Origin of the sequence: Oryzomonas sagensis (assembly GCF_008802355.1) — a bacterium.
Classification (GTDB): Bacteria; Desulfobacterota; Desulfuromonadia; order Geobacterales; family Pseudopelobacteraceae; genus Oryzomonas; species Oryzomonas sagensis.
On record NZ_VZRA01000001.1, the window covers coordinates 1303288 to 1317449 of the forward strand.

Below are 14162 nucleotides of genomic sequence, written 5' to 3' on the forward strand. Positions count from 1 at the left end.
CGATGATGGAAACCAAACTACGCATGGTTTTGCCGGATCAGGAGTTGCTGAGGCTCTACGAGCAGATGTTTCTTTCGCGGGAATTCGAGGAACATTGCGCCGAACAGTATACCAAGGGCAATATCACCGGTTTCCTGCACCTGTACAGCGGCCAGGAGGCCGTGGCGGTCGGGGCGACGGCCGGCCTGCACAAAGAGGACTATATCCTCTCGGCCTACCGTGAGCACGCCCAGGCCATCGTACGGGGCGCCGACCCGAAGCGGGTCATGGCCGAACTGTTCGGCAAGGCCACCGGCCTCTGCAAGGGGAAGGGGGGCTCCATGCACCTCTTCGATCCCTCCCTGAATTTCATGGGAGGCTATGCCATCGTCGGCGGCCAGTTCCCCATCTCGGTCGGGCTGGCCTTCAGCGCCAAGTACCGGAACGAGGACCGCATCACCGCCTGCTTCTTCGGCGACGGTGCGGTCAACCAGGGGACCTTCCACGAATCCCTCAACTGGGCTCAGTTGTGGGAGTTGCCGGTGCTCTTCATCTGCGAGAACAACTTCTATGGGATCGGCACCGAGGTGCACCGCTCCTCGGCCCTGGCCTCCATCCACCGCCGCACCTGCGGCTATGACATCCCCTCCGAAAAGGTCGACGGCATGGACGTGATCGCGGTCTACAAGGCGGTGAAGTACGCCGCCGAGAAGGTGCGGGAAACCGGTCGGCCTTACTTCATCGAGGCGGCCACCTACCGTTTCCGGGGGCATTCCATGGCCGATCCGGGCAAATACCGTTCGGCGGCCGAGCACGAACTATGGAAATCCCGCGATCCCCTGCCCGGCTTTGCCAAGCGCCTGCTGGAGGAGGGGATCGCCACCCGCGCGGCCCTGGACGCCATCGAGGCGCGTTGCACGGTAAAGGTGGAGGAGGCGGTCACCTTCGCCGAAGAGTCGCCCTGGCCGGAGGATAGCGAGGTTCGGGAGGATATCTATGTCTGAAATGACCTATCGTGATGCAATCAACCTGGCCCTCAAGGAAGAGATGCGCCGCGACCCGTCCGTGGTGGTCCTGGGCGAGGATGTGGCGCTCTACGAGGGCTCCTTCAAGGTGACCCGCGGGCTTCTGTCCGAATTCGGCGAGGAGCGGGTCAAGGATACGCCCATCTCGGAGAATACCATCGTCGGTGTGGCCGTGGGGGCCGCCATGGGGGGCTTGCGCCCGGTGGCCGAGCTGATGACCGTCAACTTCGCCCTCCTGGCCATGGACCAGATCGTCAACCACATGACCAAGATCCATTACATGTTCGGCGGTCAGACTGTGGTGCCCATGACGATCCGCATGCCGGGCGGCGGGGGGAGCCAACTGGGCGCCCAGCATTCCCAGAGCCTGGAGACCTTTTTCATGCACTGCCCCGGCATGCGGGTGGCCTATCCCGCCACGCCGGCCGATGCCAAGGGGCTTCTGAAGAGCGCTATCCGGGACAACAACCCGGTCATTTTCCTGGAGCATGAACTGCTCTACAACAGCAAGGGGGAGGTGCCGGAAGATCCCGAGTTTCTGGTCCCCATCGGCAAGGCCGCCGTCAAGCGGCCGGGGGAACGGGTCACCATCGTGGCCTATGCCCGCATGACCGTGCTGGCCCTCCAGGCGGCCGAGGAGTTGGCCAAGGAGGGGATCTCCTGCGAGGTGGTGGACCTGCGCAGCCTGGCACCCCTGGACGACGATACCGTCATGGCCTCGGTGAAAAAGACCGGCCGGGCGGTGGTGGTGGAGGAGTGCTGGCGCACCTGCGGCCTGGGGGCCGAGATCGCCAGCCGGATCTTCGAGAACTGTTTCGATCTCCTCCAGGCGCCGGTCAGGCGCGTTTCGGGGCTGGACGTACCCATGCCCTACTCGCGCAAGATCGAGAAGCTCTGCATCCCCCAGGCGGAAACCATCGTCCAGGCCGTGAGGGATGTGGTGAACGGCCGTTATTGAAGGTAGCACTCTCCCACTCAGCGGGGAAAGAAGGGGGCACGTCTCTATGGCACATGAAATCACCATGCCCAAACTGTCGGATACCATGACCGAGGGGAGCTTCATCGGTTGGCGCAAGAAGGTGGGCGAGCGGGTCGAGCGCGGCGAGGTGATCGCCGAGGTGGAAACCGACAAGGCGGTCATGGAACTGGAGGCGTTTGCCTCGGGTGTCCTGCTCAAAACCATGGCTAACGAGGGCGAAAACGTCCCGGTCGGCACGGTGCTCGGGGTGATCGGCGAACCGGGTGAACTGGCGGCCGGGACGGCAGTGCCTTCCCACACGGGAACAGCCGCCGTTGCGCCTCTTCCCGTGACACCGGCGGCACCGGAGCCACGGGATGCCGCGCCCCCGCCGCAGCCCGCGGCGCCGGCCTCCCCCGCGCCGACGGACCACGGCACGGACGACCATGAAAAGGCGTCCCCCCTGGTGCGCCGCATGGCGCGGGAGATGGGCATCGATCTCTCCCTGGTGCGCGGCAGCGGCCCCGAGGGGAGAATTCTTCAGGAAGACCTGGCGGCACCGGCGGCACAACCGGCACAAGCCCCTGAGCCGCAGGCAGCCCCTGTTCCGCCCCTTGATTCGGCTTCTGTTTCCCCCGGCCCGCCGGAGGCCGCCCCGCCTGCCGGCCTGCCGGCTTCGAGCGCCATGCGCCAGGCCATTGCCGCCACGGTCAGCCGCTCCTGGCGGGAGATTCCCTTTTTCACCGCTACGGTGGAGGTGGGGATGGAGGCCTGCCGCGAGGTGGTGAGCGAGCTCAAGGGGAGCGACGGGTCGGTCGGCTACCATGCCCTGCTGCTCAAGGCCTGCGGCGTTGCCCTGCAAGGTTTTCCGCTGCTCTCGGCCGGCAGCGCCGACGGGCCGGTCAACATCAGCTTTGCCGTGGCGTTGCCGGACGGCCTTTTGATGCCGGTGGTCAGGGATTGCGCGCGCCTGGGGGCTGCGGAGATCGAGCGCGAGGCCGCCCGCCTGGCGGACAAGGCCAGAAGCGGACGGCTCACCTCCGAAGAGATGTCGGGTGGCGGCTTTTCCCTCTCCAACCTGGGCATGTACGGTGTGGACGAATTCGATGCCCTGATCGTGCCGGGGCAGGTCGCCATCCTGGCTGTGGGCGCAGTGGCCGAGCGGCCCGTGGTCAGAAACGGTCAGCTTTGTGTGGCCCCCACCATGCGGGTCACCCTGTCGAGCGACCACCGCGTGGTGGACGGCGCCTATGCCGCCAGGTTCCTGGCCGAATTGCGCCATGTTCTGGAACACCCGGTTTTGTTGCTGGCCGCCCATGGTTCGCCGTGACATACCCCCCGGCCATGGAGCATGATTCCCATTTCCCTTGTGCAGGAGACCCCCATGTCATCCACCAAACTGCTCATACCTGCTGAAAAGCTCCGTTGGACGTGCGACCCCCATACCTTCGATTTCGAGACCACCGAAGATCTTCCCGACCTGGAAGACGCCATCGGCCAGGAACGGGCCCTGCGTTCGATCGAGTTTGGGCTCGGTATGCAGGGCACCGGCTTCAATCTCTACATCTCAGGCGAGACCGGCACCGGCAGGGCCTCGACCATCCGCAACATTCTCAGGAAACGGACCGCAAGCGAGCCCCAACCCTGCGACTGGTTGTATGTCCATAATTTCAAGGATCACGATGCGGCGGTATCCCTGTCGCTGCCGGCCGGCATGGGCAGCGAACTGGCCGCGGACATGAAGGAGTTGATCGAGGCCTTCAAGGAGGATATCCCCAAGGCATTGGAAAGCAGGGAGTACGAGAACCGTCGCGCCGAGATACTGGAAACCTATCAGGCCACCAATAGCGAACTGTTTCAGGTGCTTGAAAAGGAGTGCGGGAAACGCGGTTTTACCTTGCAGCGAACGGTCTCCGGGCTGGTTGTCGTCCCCCAGAAGGAGGGGCGCAACTACACCCAGGAGGAGTATGAGGGGCTGCCCCAGAAAAAGCGCGAAAAGCTGGAAAAGGACGGCAAGGAGCTGACGGAACGGTTGAACGAGGTGCTGCGTCAGGTCCGGGAAAGCGAAAAGGCGACCAAGGATGCGCTCGCCCAGGCCGACCGCGAATTGGGCATGTCGTGCCTGGGGCATCGTCTCGACCCGCTGCGCCAGAAGTATGGCGAGTTTCCCAAGGTGTTGGCCTATCTGGAGGCGGTACAGGAGGATATCCTCAATAATCTCGAGGATTTCAAGCCCCAGGCGCCCCAGTCCCAGATCCCGGGGCTGAAGATGCCGCGCCAGGAGCCGACCTTTGAACGCTACGAGGTCAACGTGCTGGTGGACAATCGAGAGGCCAAGGGCGCGCCGGTTATCTTCGAGTCGAATCCCACCTACAACAATCTCTTTGGCCGTATCGAGCACGTCATGCAGTACGGCGGGGTGGCGGTGACCGATTTCACCATGATCAGGTCCGGGGCGCTCCACCGGGCCAATGGCGGCTATCTGGTGATCGACGCCCGTGAGGTGCTGATCAACCCCTTTGTGTGGGACTCGCTCAAACGCTGCATCCGGACCGGCGAGATCAGGATCGAGGACGTGCTGGAACAGTACCGCTTCATGACCATGGTATCCCTGAAGCCGGAGCCGGTGCCGCTCCAGACCAAGATCATCCTGGTGGGCACCCCCTGGATCTACTACCTGCTGTTCCACCTGGACCCGGATTACCGCAAATTCTTCAAGGTCAAGGCCGAGTTCGACAGCCGGGTCGCCCGCACGCCGGAGATCATGCGGGATTACGCCCTGTTCGTGGCCACCCACTGCCGGTGCGAAAAACTGCTGCATTTCGACCGGAGCGGCGTCGCCCGCCTGCTGGAGTACACCGCCCGCATGGTAGAAGACCAGGAAAAACTCTCCTCCCAGTTCATGGAGATCGCCGATTTTATCCGTGAGGCTGCTTTCTGGGCTCAGAAAGACGGCCATGCCATCGTGAACAGCGCCGATGTGCAGCGCGCCGCCGATGAAAAGCTCTACCGGGTGAACCGCATCGAAGAACGCCTGCAGGAGCTGTACGACGACGGCACCATCATGGTGGATACGGACGGGGAGGTGGCCGGCCAGATCAACGGCCTGTCGGTGATGTCCCTCGGCGACCACACCTTTGGCCGTCCTTCGCGCATCACCGCCAGGGTCTACACCGGGCAGGCCGGCATGGTCAACGTGGAGCGGGAGGTCAAGCTCTCCGGCCCGATCCACGACAAGGGGGTCCTGATCCTGACCGGGTATCTGGGAGGGACCTTTGCCGCCAAGCATCCCCTGTCCCTCTCCGCTTCCATCTGTTTCGAACAGTCCTACGACGGCGTCGAGGGGGACAGCGCCTCCTCCACCGAGTTGTACGCCCTGCTGTCCGCCTTGTCCGGTGTCCCGATCAAACAGGGGATCGCGGTGACCGGCAGCGTCAACCAGCGGGGCGTCGTCCAGCCCATCGGCGGGGCCAACTACAAGATCGAGGGCTTCTTTGCGGTCTGCAAGTCCAAGGGGCTGACCGGGCGGCAGGGGGTCCTGATCCCCAAGGCCAATGAACGGAATCTGATGTTGCATGATGACGTGGTAGCCGCCGTTGCAGCGGGCCAGTTCCACATCTGGAGCGTGGAGACCATCGAGCAGGGGATCGAGATCCTGACCGGCATGCCCGCCGGAGTGCGGGCCAAGAACGGCGCCTTTCCCAAAGGGACGCTGTACCATCTGGTGGATGCCCGTCTGGGGCGGATGGCGGAGCTGTTGCAAAAACAAGAAGAAAAGGGTAAAAGAAAAACAAGAAAATGAGTCGGGTTGACCGGTCTGTGATTTAAGACTGTAAAGAGGGAGATTGGGTATGGGAATCGCGTGGAGAGAGTCGCTGGCAATCGGCATACCGGAGATCGACAATCAGCATAAGGAGTTGCTTGCGCGTTTCGACAGCCTGCTCAAGGCCTGCGAGGCGGGCAAGGGGATGGATGAATTGCGGAGGCTTTTGGGGTTTCTCGATGACTATGTGATCAGCCACTTCAGCGACGAAGAGGGGATCCAGAGAAGCAGCAATTATCCCGCATATGCCGCCCACAAAAAAGAGCATGACGGATTCATCGCCCGGGTGAAGGCGGTCAAGGACGAGATAAAGTCAGAAGGGGTGGCCGTCCATCATGTGACGGAAACCAACAACATGCTGCTCAAATGGCTGATCAACCACATCTCCAAGGTTGATGCGGAGTTGGGCAAGTACCTGCGGGCCACCAGGGCGCAATAGTGCGAACGGGGCGATTGCTCCCGGGGCGGTAGGGATGGCTCCGTGCCTGTTCCCCGTTGTCAGTCGCAATCCTCCCGCCAGAGGCAGTTGTCCTGGCCGCACGTGACGGCTTTGCCGGAATCGAAGCACTGCTCGTTCCCTTCGGCCTGCTGGATGGCGCGTATCAGGTCGGCTTTTTTCATCCTGCCTGTCTTGATGTTGAGCTGTTTCGCCCGTTCCTTGATTTCATCAAGCTTCATGCCGTGTTCTCCCATCATCTCGGTGATGACATCTCGTAAGATAATAACGCAGCTTGGTAAAATCTCCACAACGGTTGCGTAAAAAAACGCAAACAAAAAGGGCGGGCCAGTGGCCCGCCCTTTTGGCATGGTTTGAAAACGCAAGTTATGCGCGGATGCCGGCGATACGGAAGAGCGCCTCGCGGTACTTTTCGGCGGTCTTTTCAACGATCTCCGCCGGCAGGGGCGGGGCAGGGGCTGTTTTGCCCCAATCGAGGGTTTCCAGATAGTCCCGCAGGAATTGCTTGTCAAAGCTGGGCTGCTGGCCGCCCGGCTTGTAGAGGTCCTTGGGCCAGAAACGACTGGAGTCCGGGGTCAGGCACTCGTCGATGATGATCAGTTCACCCTCATACACGCCGAACTCGAATTTGGTGTCGGCAATGATGATGCCCTTCTGGGCGGCCAAGTCACGGGCCCGGCTATAGATCCTGACGGTATAGTCGCGGGCCTGCTCCGCCAGTTCGCGGCCGCAGATTTCAGCCATCTTTTCGAAGGAGATGTTTTCGTCGTGGGTGCCCAGCTCCGCCTTGGTGGAAGGGGTGAAGATCGGCTCAGGCAACCGGTCCGACTCCTGGAGCCCGGCCGGAAGTTTGATGCCGCAGATAGAGCCGGTGTCCTTATAGGCTTTCCAGCCGGAGCCGGAAACATAACCGCGCACGATACACTCCGCAGGCAACGGTTTGGCCTTTTTCACCAGCATGGAGCGCCCCGCGAGCACATCGGCATAGGGCCGGCACGCCGCCGGGTAATCGGCCACATCGGTGGAGATGATGTGGTTCTTGACAATGTCCTCCATCTGGCGGAACCAGAAGGCGGATATCTGGGTCAGCACGAAACCTTTGTCCGGGATCGGTTCGTTCATGATTACGTCAAAGGCCGAGATACGGTCCGATGTGACCAACAACAGGGTGTCCCCCAAGTCATAGATGTCGCGTACCTTGCCCCGGGCGATAAGATTCAGGGTGGGAAAATTGGTCTGCAGAACTGGTTGTGACATGATCTCTCTCCTATTTTTCAGCAATAAGCGTCTGGTTGATCTCGATCTTGGCCTTGTTCCTGAGCCCCTTTACCCAGGCGGCCAGCGCTTCTTCCTGCTTCTTGGGCAGCATTTTCAGCTTGAGCTGCTGTTTGGTCTTGTCGAAGTCCGCTTTCGGGGCTTCGATGCGTTGCTTGAGGCGTGCCGCATACCAGCGGTTGCCGACCTTGAACGGTTCGTTGGTTACCGGCGCTGCCGCGGTCAGCTTGAAGGCCGCCTCCATCAGGTCGGGGGCGTTGCCGATCACCGGGATGTTGCCTTTGTCCGAGAAGCCGAACGTGCCGGTGGTCTGGGTCTTGAGCGCTCCTTTGGCGGCTAGCTTCCGGGCCGCGTCGGCAGCCTTTTTCTTGGCCAGTTCCACCGCCTTGGCGGCCTTGACCTTCACTTCCAAAGTCGCTCTGATCTCGCTGAGCGGCGGGACGACCGAGGCCTTGCGTTCCCTGGCCTTGATGATGTAAATGCCCTTAGGGGTTTCGACCGGGCCGCCCAATTCGCCCTCCTTGAGTTCAAAGGCCTTTTTGATAACGGCCGTCTCACCGGCCAGGGCGGCCACCGGGGCATTGGCGTCGAACAGCGGCGTTTCCTGCACCTTGAGGTTCAATTGTCCGGCGATCTGTTTCAGATCGTTCGACTTGGTATGTTTGTAGAGGGTGTCGGCCGCCAGTTCAAAGGCCTGCTTGGTGGCCTTCTGCCGAAGGGCGTCGGCCTTGACCCTGTCCTTTACCTCTTTGAGGGGCAGGATGCCGTCTTTGCCCTGCCAGCGGTCGATGTTCTTCTGGTAGAAGGTCTGAATCTCCTCTTCGGAGACCGTCAGCTTTGCGGCCTGGGCGGCCGGATCGAGCAGGATGTAGGAAAGGGCCGTTTTCTCTGGTGTCTTGAACTCGTTCTGGTTTCTCTGCAGATAGTCGTTGAGTTCCGCATCGGTCGGCTTCACCTCGGAGATCACCTCATTCGGCGCATAGGACACGTACTCCAGTTCGATCTTGTCGTTTTCCTTTTTGTACTGGGCCAGGGCTTCGTCGTCAGTGACCGTGGCCTTGTCCTTGATGGCCTGGCGGGTCTTGGAAAGCAGCAGTTCCTGCTTCTGTCCCTCCTCGAAGTCCTTGGGGGTCAGGCGGTTGCTCCGCAACAGCTGCTGGTACAGGTCGAAATTGAACTTTCCGTCTTTCTGGAAGGTCGGCAGGGCTTCAATGGAGTTGGCCACCTCTTCCTTGGATACCTTGATCCCCATGGACTTGGCTTCCTTGGCGATCAGGAAGTTGTCGATCAGGCTGTCCAGGGCCACCTTTTTCAGCCCCAGGGCCTTTTCCATGTCGGGGGTGATGGATTGGCCGTAGATCTGCTGGTAGATGTTGCGGATGCGCTGATAGGCGTTCTGGTATTCTTCCAGGGGAATCTTGGTGCCGTTGACCTTGGCCGCGTACCCCCCGCGCCCGCCGACACCCTCGCTCCCCTTGCCCCATACGAGGAACATGGTACCGATAAAGGAAAGCACGATGACGACGAACACGATCTTGATGATGAAGGATTCCTTCTTCTTGCGGATGAAGTCCAGCATGGCCGAAATACTCCTTGAATAGATTGGTTTTCGCGGATAAGTGCCCTAGTGGCGGAAGAAAAAGAAAACAAATACTACTATACGTCCCACCCGAATGCAAGATGCTTGTTTGGCTTCACGATCGGGCGGATGAGCCCTCTTTGCGGCGTTTGATTTGCGCCCGGACCTGTGGTAGGGTGAGCGATCAGATTCCGAATCCAAGCACGGGGATGTGGTAATGGAACTCAGCTTTTCACGGCCCAACGCCGAAATCGACCAGTTGATCAACCGGCTGGTCGAGGCGGCCGGCGACATTCACCACGCCGAGATCACCCGCGAGATGATCCTGTCGACCCTCAAGATCGGGCAGGAGGTCGATTACCCTGCGGATCTCAAGCTGATCAACCGCACGTTGCGCGAGATGCGGTTCACGGCCCGGGTTTTCGGCCCGTATCGCGGCCGCAAGAAGGTCACCATCTTCGGCTCGGCCCGTACCGGGCGGGATGAGGAGATGTACCGGAAATGCATCCGCTTCAGCCGCATCCTGGCGGATAACGGCTACATGATCATCACCGGGGGCGGCCCCGGTATCATGCAGGCCGGCAACGAGGGGGCGGGCAGCGAGAATTCTTTTGCCGTCAATATCCGGCTCCCCTTCGAACAGCAGCCAAACCCGGTCATGTACCGCAACCCGCGCCTGATCACCTATAAATACTTCTTCAACCGCAAGGTCGCTTTCGTCAAGGAAGCCGACGCCATCGCCGTTTTCCCCGGCGGTTTCGGCACCCTGGACGAGGCCATGGAGGTCTTCACCCTGATCCAGACCGGCAAGACCTCGCCCAAACCGCTGATCCTGGTGGACGACGAGGGTGGCTACTGGGAGCAGTTCTTTGCCTTTGTCAAACAGAGCCTGCTGGTGAAAGGCTTTATTTCCGGGGAGGATTTTTCCCTGTTCACCATCACCAAGGACGAACAGGAAGCGGCAGAGGCCATTGAAACCTTTTACCGCATCTATCACTCCATGCGTTTCATCGACCACCGCCTCGTCATCCGGTTGAACAAGACGCTGGCCCCGGAACAGATCCGCACCCTTGAGGAAGAGTTCCCCGAGTTGCTCCAGGACGGCGAACATATCGTCTGCTGCGGGGCAATGCCCGAAGAGGCCGATCAGCCCGACCTGGTCGCCCTGCCGCGTATAACCATGAAGTTCAACCACCACCACTACGGCCTGCTGTTGGCCTTTATTCATCGGATAAACACCTTCTGAGCAAACGCTCTCATGGACGCGCCCGGCATTCGTTGACAAAGGCCGCCGATTGGCGGTATAGTCTCATTATCTTACTCGGACTCTTTATTCCCGGAACGCCATGCAGGACCTTAAACATCTATCCAGAAAAAAGCAGTTTTCCGCCTTCCGGCTTTTCGGCTTCTATCGCAGCAACAGGAAAATCAAGGCATCTGGCGAACGCACGGTCTTGCGGCTACCCATCCCGGTAGGCAAACGTCGCGAACAGCTGAAGCATGTCCTCCTGTTTCTGGCCGTTGTACTGGCGCTGACGCCGGTTTGCGCCCTTGTGTACCAGAAGTCACCCCACGTGGTGCGGGCGGTGACGCTCTGGCTCCATTCCCACTCCACTCCCGACATCAAAGCGGCCGAGGCGGCCAAGCCCCCGGCCAGTGGCAGTTTTGAGTCTGCCGTGCGCCTGTTCGATACGGCGGTCGTGAACGATGGACAGCTCACGGCCCGCAGCGCGGGCGGCGATACCCTGCACTACACCATCAAGGACGATTTGCAGAAGCGGGTTCACGATTTCATGGCCCAAAAGCAGGTGCCGTTCGGGGTGTTTGTGGCCATTGAACCGTCAACCGGCCGGATCCTTGCCATGACGTCCTATTCTGCCGTCGATCCCCAGTGGACGCAATCCGCGTTCTTCGACCTCTATCCCATGGCGTCGCTGTTCAAGATCATCATCGCTTCCGCCGCCCTGGAGAACAAGAAGATCACCCCCCAGACGGTGGTCGAGTTTCGGGGCGCCCCCTATTCGGAAAATCCCCGCTACTGGGATATCAACCCCAGGGGCAACAACAACCGCATGGATGTGGGCTATGCCATGGGCAAGTCCATCAACCCGGTCTACGGCCGGGTCGCCAACAATATCGTCGGCAAGGCGTCCGTCATGGAGTACGTGCATAAGTTCGGCTTTAACCAGGCGCTTTTCCCGGGCGTTCCGGTCAAGGCAAGCCGGGCCAGCGACCCCCAGCCGGGCCATGCCTTGATGTTGATGGGGGCAGGGCTCGACCACGAGGTCAAGATATCGCCCCTGCACGCGGCGGTGATCATGGGGGCCATCGCCAATCAGGGACGGATGATGGCCCCGACCCTGACCGACAAGGTGGTCAGCGCCGCAGGAACGGAGAAGGATGGGCATAAGCCCCGTGAACTCCGTCGGCTCGTATCGCCCGAAACGGCGGCGTCCCTCACCCAGATGCTCTCCAATACCGTTACCCGCGGCACCTCCCGGCGCGCCTTCCATGATCGCCGGGGAAGGCCGATGCTGGCCGGGATCGATATCGCCGCCAAGACCGGTTCCATCGACGGGGTCTCACCCAAGGGACATTATTCCTGGTTTGCCGCCTACGCGCCGGCCCATGAACCGCGCATAGCGCTGGTGGCGCTGGTCATTAACCAGGACCGGTGGAAGATCAAGTCTGCGCAGGTGGGGGAGCAGGCCCTGGAAGAGTTTTTCAGAAAATAGGGTCCAGCCTCTTGGCGCGATTTACGGCCGGTAGGTGAGCAGGTGCAACTCCCCGCCCCGCATCTCGCCGTAGGTGAACTGTTCCATCCAGTCCCCCAGGGAGAGGACGGTAAAGGGTGGGGAGCCCAGTTCCTGGCGAAACGCCAGGTGGAAATGGCCGGTAACGAGCCCGTCGTACCCCTGCTGTTGCGCTGAGCGGGCGAAGGTGAGGATGATCTCCCGGTAGTTCCATCGTTTCCGTTTGGCCTGGTAGCCGGATTGGCTGGTGCGTTGCAGGCGTTCCTTGACCTTCAGCGCCAGGGATGGCGGAAAATGCCGGACGGCAGCGGCAATCAGGCGGTTGTGCAACAAGAAACGCAGCAGGCGGTAGCCCCGGTCTTCCCGGTTGATCTGGTCGCCGTGGCAGAGCAGGAGCCGCTTCCCCTGCACCGTCACGACAGCCGGCCCCCGGTGGATCTCGGCCTTGAGATGCCTGCTGAAGATCGTGCCCAGGTGGAAGTCGTGGTTGCCTTCGAAGTAGACGATGCGGCAACCGTTGCGGGTCAGGTCCAGAAGGGCCTCCAGCACGGCGTCGTACTGGCGGAATGGGTGGGAGGGGAAGCCGACCCAGAAGTCAAACAGGTCGCCCATGATGAACAGGGTTTCCGTGTTCCCCTTCAGGGAATCGAGAAAACGGAGCAGCAAACGGTAATTCGGGTCCGTCGGCGCTTTCAGGTGGGCATCGGCCAGGAAGATGGTTCGCATGCCGGGGATTGTGCTGTCACTTGCACGATATGTCAACAGGATAAGAGGATAAGGCGTCATGGCTATTATACATAATGTGGAAATTGTCTGGGATGAACTGATGGACGCTTTCACCAGCGGGCAGAGCGACCGGGTATACTTTCTCGACCGCTATACCGGCGAGGTTTTCTTCATTCCGACCGCGTTGGAGGACGAGGATGTCTGGCAGCAGATGGATACCGGCCGGGATCGTTTTCTGGAGATTCCCCGCTTCGATTACGGCGTCGAACGGCAGCTCATGTCCGGTTTCGTCGGAGCCATCCAGGATCCGAGCCTGCGCAGCATACTCAACGGCTCCCTGGCCGGTAGAAAACCCTATGGCAACATCAAGGAGATCCTCTCCTTCTTCCCCGAAGAGGAGGAACGGCTCGGGGCAATGAAGGACGATTTCCTTGCCAGCAGGGTCAAAACCTGGCTCGACGAAAACAATCTGTTCACGGTTGATTCGGAAACGCTGCTTTCATCGCGTATGTAAGGAAGGCGGCCATGGAACACCATACCGAGCACCAGAGTGTTCGCCGAAGCGATTATGGCCGGCTGATCGCCATCATCATGCTGCTCTGCCTGCTGGCCGCCGCCGGATACGCTCTTCAGCATACCATCTCCTGTTTTCTGCTCTCCTGGATAATCGCCTATCTCCTCGACCCGCTGCTCGTACAGGCCGAACGGCATGGTATGAAACGGCTCGTTGCCCTGGGGCTGCTCTACGTCGCCCTCGGTATCCTGATCGTTTTCTTCTTTGCCTTCATGCTCCCCAAGCTCACCATCAGCTGGAACGGTATCCTCGCCGAACTGCCCACCTATATCCAGAGGATCAAGCTGGACGCCCTGGAATGGAAGTCACGGCTTCCCGACCGCTACGGCTCCGAGGAGATCCAGTGGCTTCTGGACAAAGTCTCGGCGAATGTGGATACGGCGGCTGAGAAGGCCGGCGCCTGGGTCTACGTCTTCGCCACGCGGATATTCTTCAACCTCTTCAATATCGTGCTCTCCCCGGTCCTGGTTTTTTTCATGCTCTACTACAAGCAGACCATCATCGAAACCGCCTCCTCCTGGCTCCCGGAACAGCGCCGCGAGATGCTCCTCAGTATCGGCCGCGAGGTCAATACCAGTATCGGCGGGTATCTGCGGGGGCAGGCCATTGTTTCCATCATCGTGGCGTTCCTGTCCCTGACGGCGCTGTTCATACTGGATATCCCGCACCCCATCATCAGCGGCATCTTTGCCGGGGCCGCTTCGGTGCTCCCCTTTATCGGGGTGTTTATCGCCGCATTGCCGGCACTGTTCTTCGCCTGGTTCAAATACCAGACCATGGCCAGCCTGGCCCAGGCCGCCGCCGCCTTCGGGGTCATCTACTTCTTGGAAGGGTACGTGATCAAGCCGCTGGTGTTCAGGGGGTCCATGAACCTTAATCCGCTGGTGACCATCATCATGGTCATGGCCCTGGGCGAACTGCTCGGTTTCTGGGGTATCCTTTTGGCCCTGCCCATCGCCGCCGCCATAAAGATAACGTGGGGGCACCTGCATAACGGCGATTTCAGGGATTAA

Annotated in this window: 13 protein-coding genes; 9 read left to right on the forward strand and 4 right to left on the reverse strand. The window is 60.5% G+C overall.

The window, feature by feature from the left end; all coding sequences use genetic code 11:
* Positions 1–5: 5 nt before the first annotated feature.
* The 5 genes from pdhA to F6V30_RS05950 are packed head-to-tail and all read left to right on the forward strand — an operon-like array spanning position 6 to position 6224.
* Positions 6–983, forward strand: a complete 978-nt coding sequence (pdhA, locus tag F6V30_RS05930) for a pyruvate dehydrogenase (acetyl-transferring) E1 component subunit alpha (RefSeq protein ID WP_151155819.1) — start codon at positions 6–8, stop codon at positions 981–983.
* On the forward strand, positions 976–1962 hold the full coding sequence (locus F6V30_RS05935) for an alpha-ketoacid dehydrogenase subunit beta (protein WP_151155821.1): 987 nt from the start codon (positions 976–978) through the stop codon (positions 1960–1962). The genes pdhA and F6V30_RS05935 overlap by 8 nt, the downstream gene beginning before the upstream one ends.
* Before the next feature lie 46 nt (positions 1963–2008).
* A complete protein-coding gene (locus F6V30_RS05940; RefSeq protein ID WP_151155823.1) occupies positions 2009–3292 on the forward strand; it encodes a dihydrolipoamide acetyltransferase family protein in 1284 nt (427 codons plus the stop codon).
* A 54-nt stretch (positions 3293–3346) separates the two neighbouring features.
* Positions 3347–5764, forward strand: a complete 2418-nt coding sequence (locus tag F6V30_RS05945) for a Lon protease family protein (protein WP_151155824.1) — start codon at positions 3347–3349, stop codon at positions 5762–5764.
* Positions 5765–5813: 49 nt separating this feature from the next.
* Positions 5814–6224 (forward strand): bacteriohemerythrin, encoded by a 411-nt coding sequence (locus F6V30_RS05950; protein ID WP_151155826.1) that lies wholly within the window; start codon positions 5814–5816, stop codon positions 6222–6224.
* A 59-nt stretch (positions 6225–6283) separates the two neighbouring features.
* On the opposite strand, the gene F6V30_RS05955 is transcribed toward F6V30_RS05950, so the two are convergent.
* The 3 genes from F6V30_RS05955 to F6V30_RS05965 form a co-directional block, all read right to left on the reverse strand.
* On the reverse strand, positions 6284–6463 hold the full coding sequence (locus F6V30_RS05955; protein ID WP_151155828.1) for a Rho termination factor N-terminal domain-containing protein: 180 nt from the start codon (positions 6461–6463) through the stop codon (positions 6284–6286).
* Between the two features lie 145 nt (positions 6464–6608).
* The gene (locus tag F6V30_RS05960; protein WP_151155830.1) at positions 6609–7499 is read right to left on the reverse strand and encodes a phosphoribosylaminoimidazolesuccinocarboxamide synthase; all 891 of its coding nucleotides are present in this window, start codon (positions 7497–7499) and stop codon (positions 6609–6611) included.
* Positions 7500–7509: 10 nt separating this feature from the next.
* Positions 7510–9096 (reverse strand): peptidylprolyl isomerase, encoded by a 1587-nt coding sequence (locus F6V30_RS05965; protein ID WP_151155832.1) that lies wholly within the window; start codon positions 9094–9096, stop codon positions 7510–7512.
* Positions 9097–9313: 217 nt separating this feature from the next.
* On the opposite strand from F6V30_RS05965, the gene F6V30_RS05970 reads away from it, so the two are divergent.
* Entirely contained in the window at positions 9314–10342 is a 1029-nt protein-coding gene (locus F6V30_RS05970; RefSeq protein ID WP_151155834.1) for an LOG family protein, read from the forward strand.
* A 100-nt stretch (positions 10343–10442) separates the two neighbouring features.
* Positions 10443–11831 (forward strand): penicillin-binding transpeptidase domain-containing protein, encoded by a 1389-nt coding sequence (locus F6V30_RS05975; protein WP_151155837.1) that lies wholly within the window; start codon positions 10443–10445, stop codon positions 11829–11831.
* A gap of 21 nt (positions 11832–11852) precedes the next feature.
* Here the strand turns inward: F6V30_RS05975 and F6V30_RS05980 are convergent, their stop codons facing one another.
* Positions 11853–12575: a UDP-2,3-diacylglucosamine diphosphatase gene (locus tag F6V30_RS05980; RefSeq protein WP_151155839.1), complete on the reverse strand. Its 723-nt coding sequence runs from the start codon at positions 12573–12575 to the stop codon at positions 11853–11855.
* Positions 12576–12633: 58 nt separating this feature from the next.
* Here F6V30_RS05980 and F6V30_RS05985 point away from each other — a divergent pair, with 58 nt between their 5' ends.
* Both F6V30_RS05985 and F6V30_RS05990 read left to right on the forward strand, forming a co-directional pair.
* Entirely contained in the window at positions 12634–13089 is a 456-nt protein-coding gene (locus F6V30_RS05985) for a UPF0158 family protein (RefSeq protein WP_151155841.1), read from the forward strand.
* 11 nt (positions 13090–13100) lie between these two features.
* Positions 13101–14162 (forward strand): AI-2E family transporter, encoded by a 1062-nt coding sequence (locus tag F6V30_RS05990; RefSeq protein ID WP_151155843.1) that lies wholly within the window; start codon positions 13101–13103, stop codon positions 14160–14162.

Excerpts from the sequence above, each read along its gene's own strand:
- pdhA (WP_151155819.1), top strand. The coding sequence starts at position 6 with ATGGAAACCAAACTACGCATGGTTTTGCCGGATCAGGAGTTGCTGAGG.
- F6V30_RS05935 (WP_151155821.1), top strand. The coding sequence starts at position 976 with ATGTCTGAAATGACCTATCGTGATGCAATCAACCTGGCCCTCAAGGAA.
- F6V30_RS05940 (WP_151155823.1), top strand. The coding sequence starts at position 2,009 with ATGGCACATGAAATCACCATGCCCAAACTGTCGGATACCATGACCGAG.
- F6V30_RS05945 (WP_151155824.1), top strand. The coding sequence starts at position 3,347 with ATGTCATCCACCAAACTGCTCATACCTGCTGAAAAGCTCCGTTGGACG.
- F6V30_RS05950 (WP_151155826.1), top strand. The coding sequence starts at position 5,814 with ATGGGAATCGCGTGGAGAGAGTCGCTGGCAATCGGCATACCGGAGATC.
- F6V30_RS05955 (WP_151155828.1), bottom strand. The coding sequence starts at position 6,463 with ATGAAGCTTGATGAAATCAAGGAACGGGCGAAACAGCTCAACATCAAG.
- F6V30_RS05960 (WP_151155830.1), bottom strand. The coding sequence starts at position 7,499 with ATGTCACAACCAGTTCTGCAGACCAATTTTCCCACCCTGAATCTTATC.
- F6V30_RS05965 (WP_151155832.1), bottom strand. The coding sequence starts at position 9,096 with ATGCTGGACTTCATCCGCAAGAAGAAGGAATCCTTCATCATCAAGATC.
- F6V30_RS05970 (WP_151155834.1), top strand. The coding sequence starts at position 9,314 with ATGGAACTCAGCTTTTCACGGCCCAACGCCGAAATCGACCAGTTGATC.
- F6V30_RS05975 (WP_151155837.1), top strand. The coding sequence starts at position 10,443 with ATGCAGGACCTTAAACATCTATCCAGAAAAAAGCAGTTTTCCGCCTTC.
- F6V30_RS05980 (WP_151155839.1), bottom strand. The coding sequence starts at position 12,575 with ATGCGAACCATCTTCCTGGCCGATGCCCACCTGAAAGCGCCGACGGAC.
- F6V30_RS05985 (WP_151155841.1), top strand. The coding sequence starts at position 12,634 with ATGGCTATTATACATAATGTGGAAATTGTCTGGGATGAACTGATGGAC.
- F6V30_RS05990 (WP_151155843.1), top strand. The coding sequence starts at position 13,101 with ATGGAACACCATACCGAGCACCAGAGTGTTCGCCGAAGCGATTATGGC.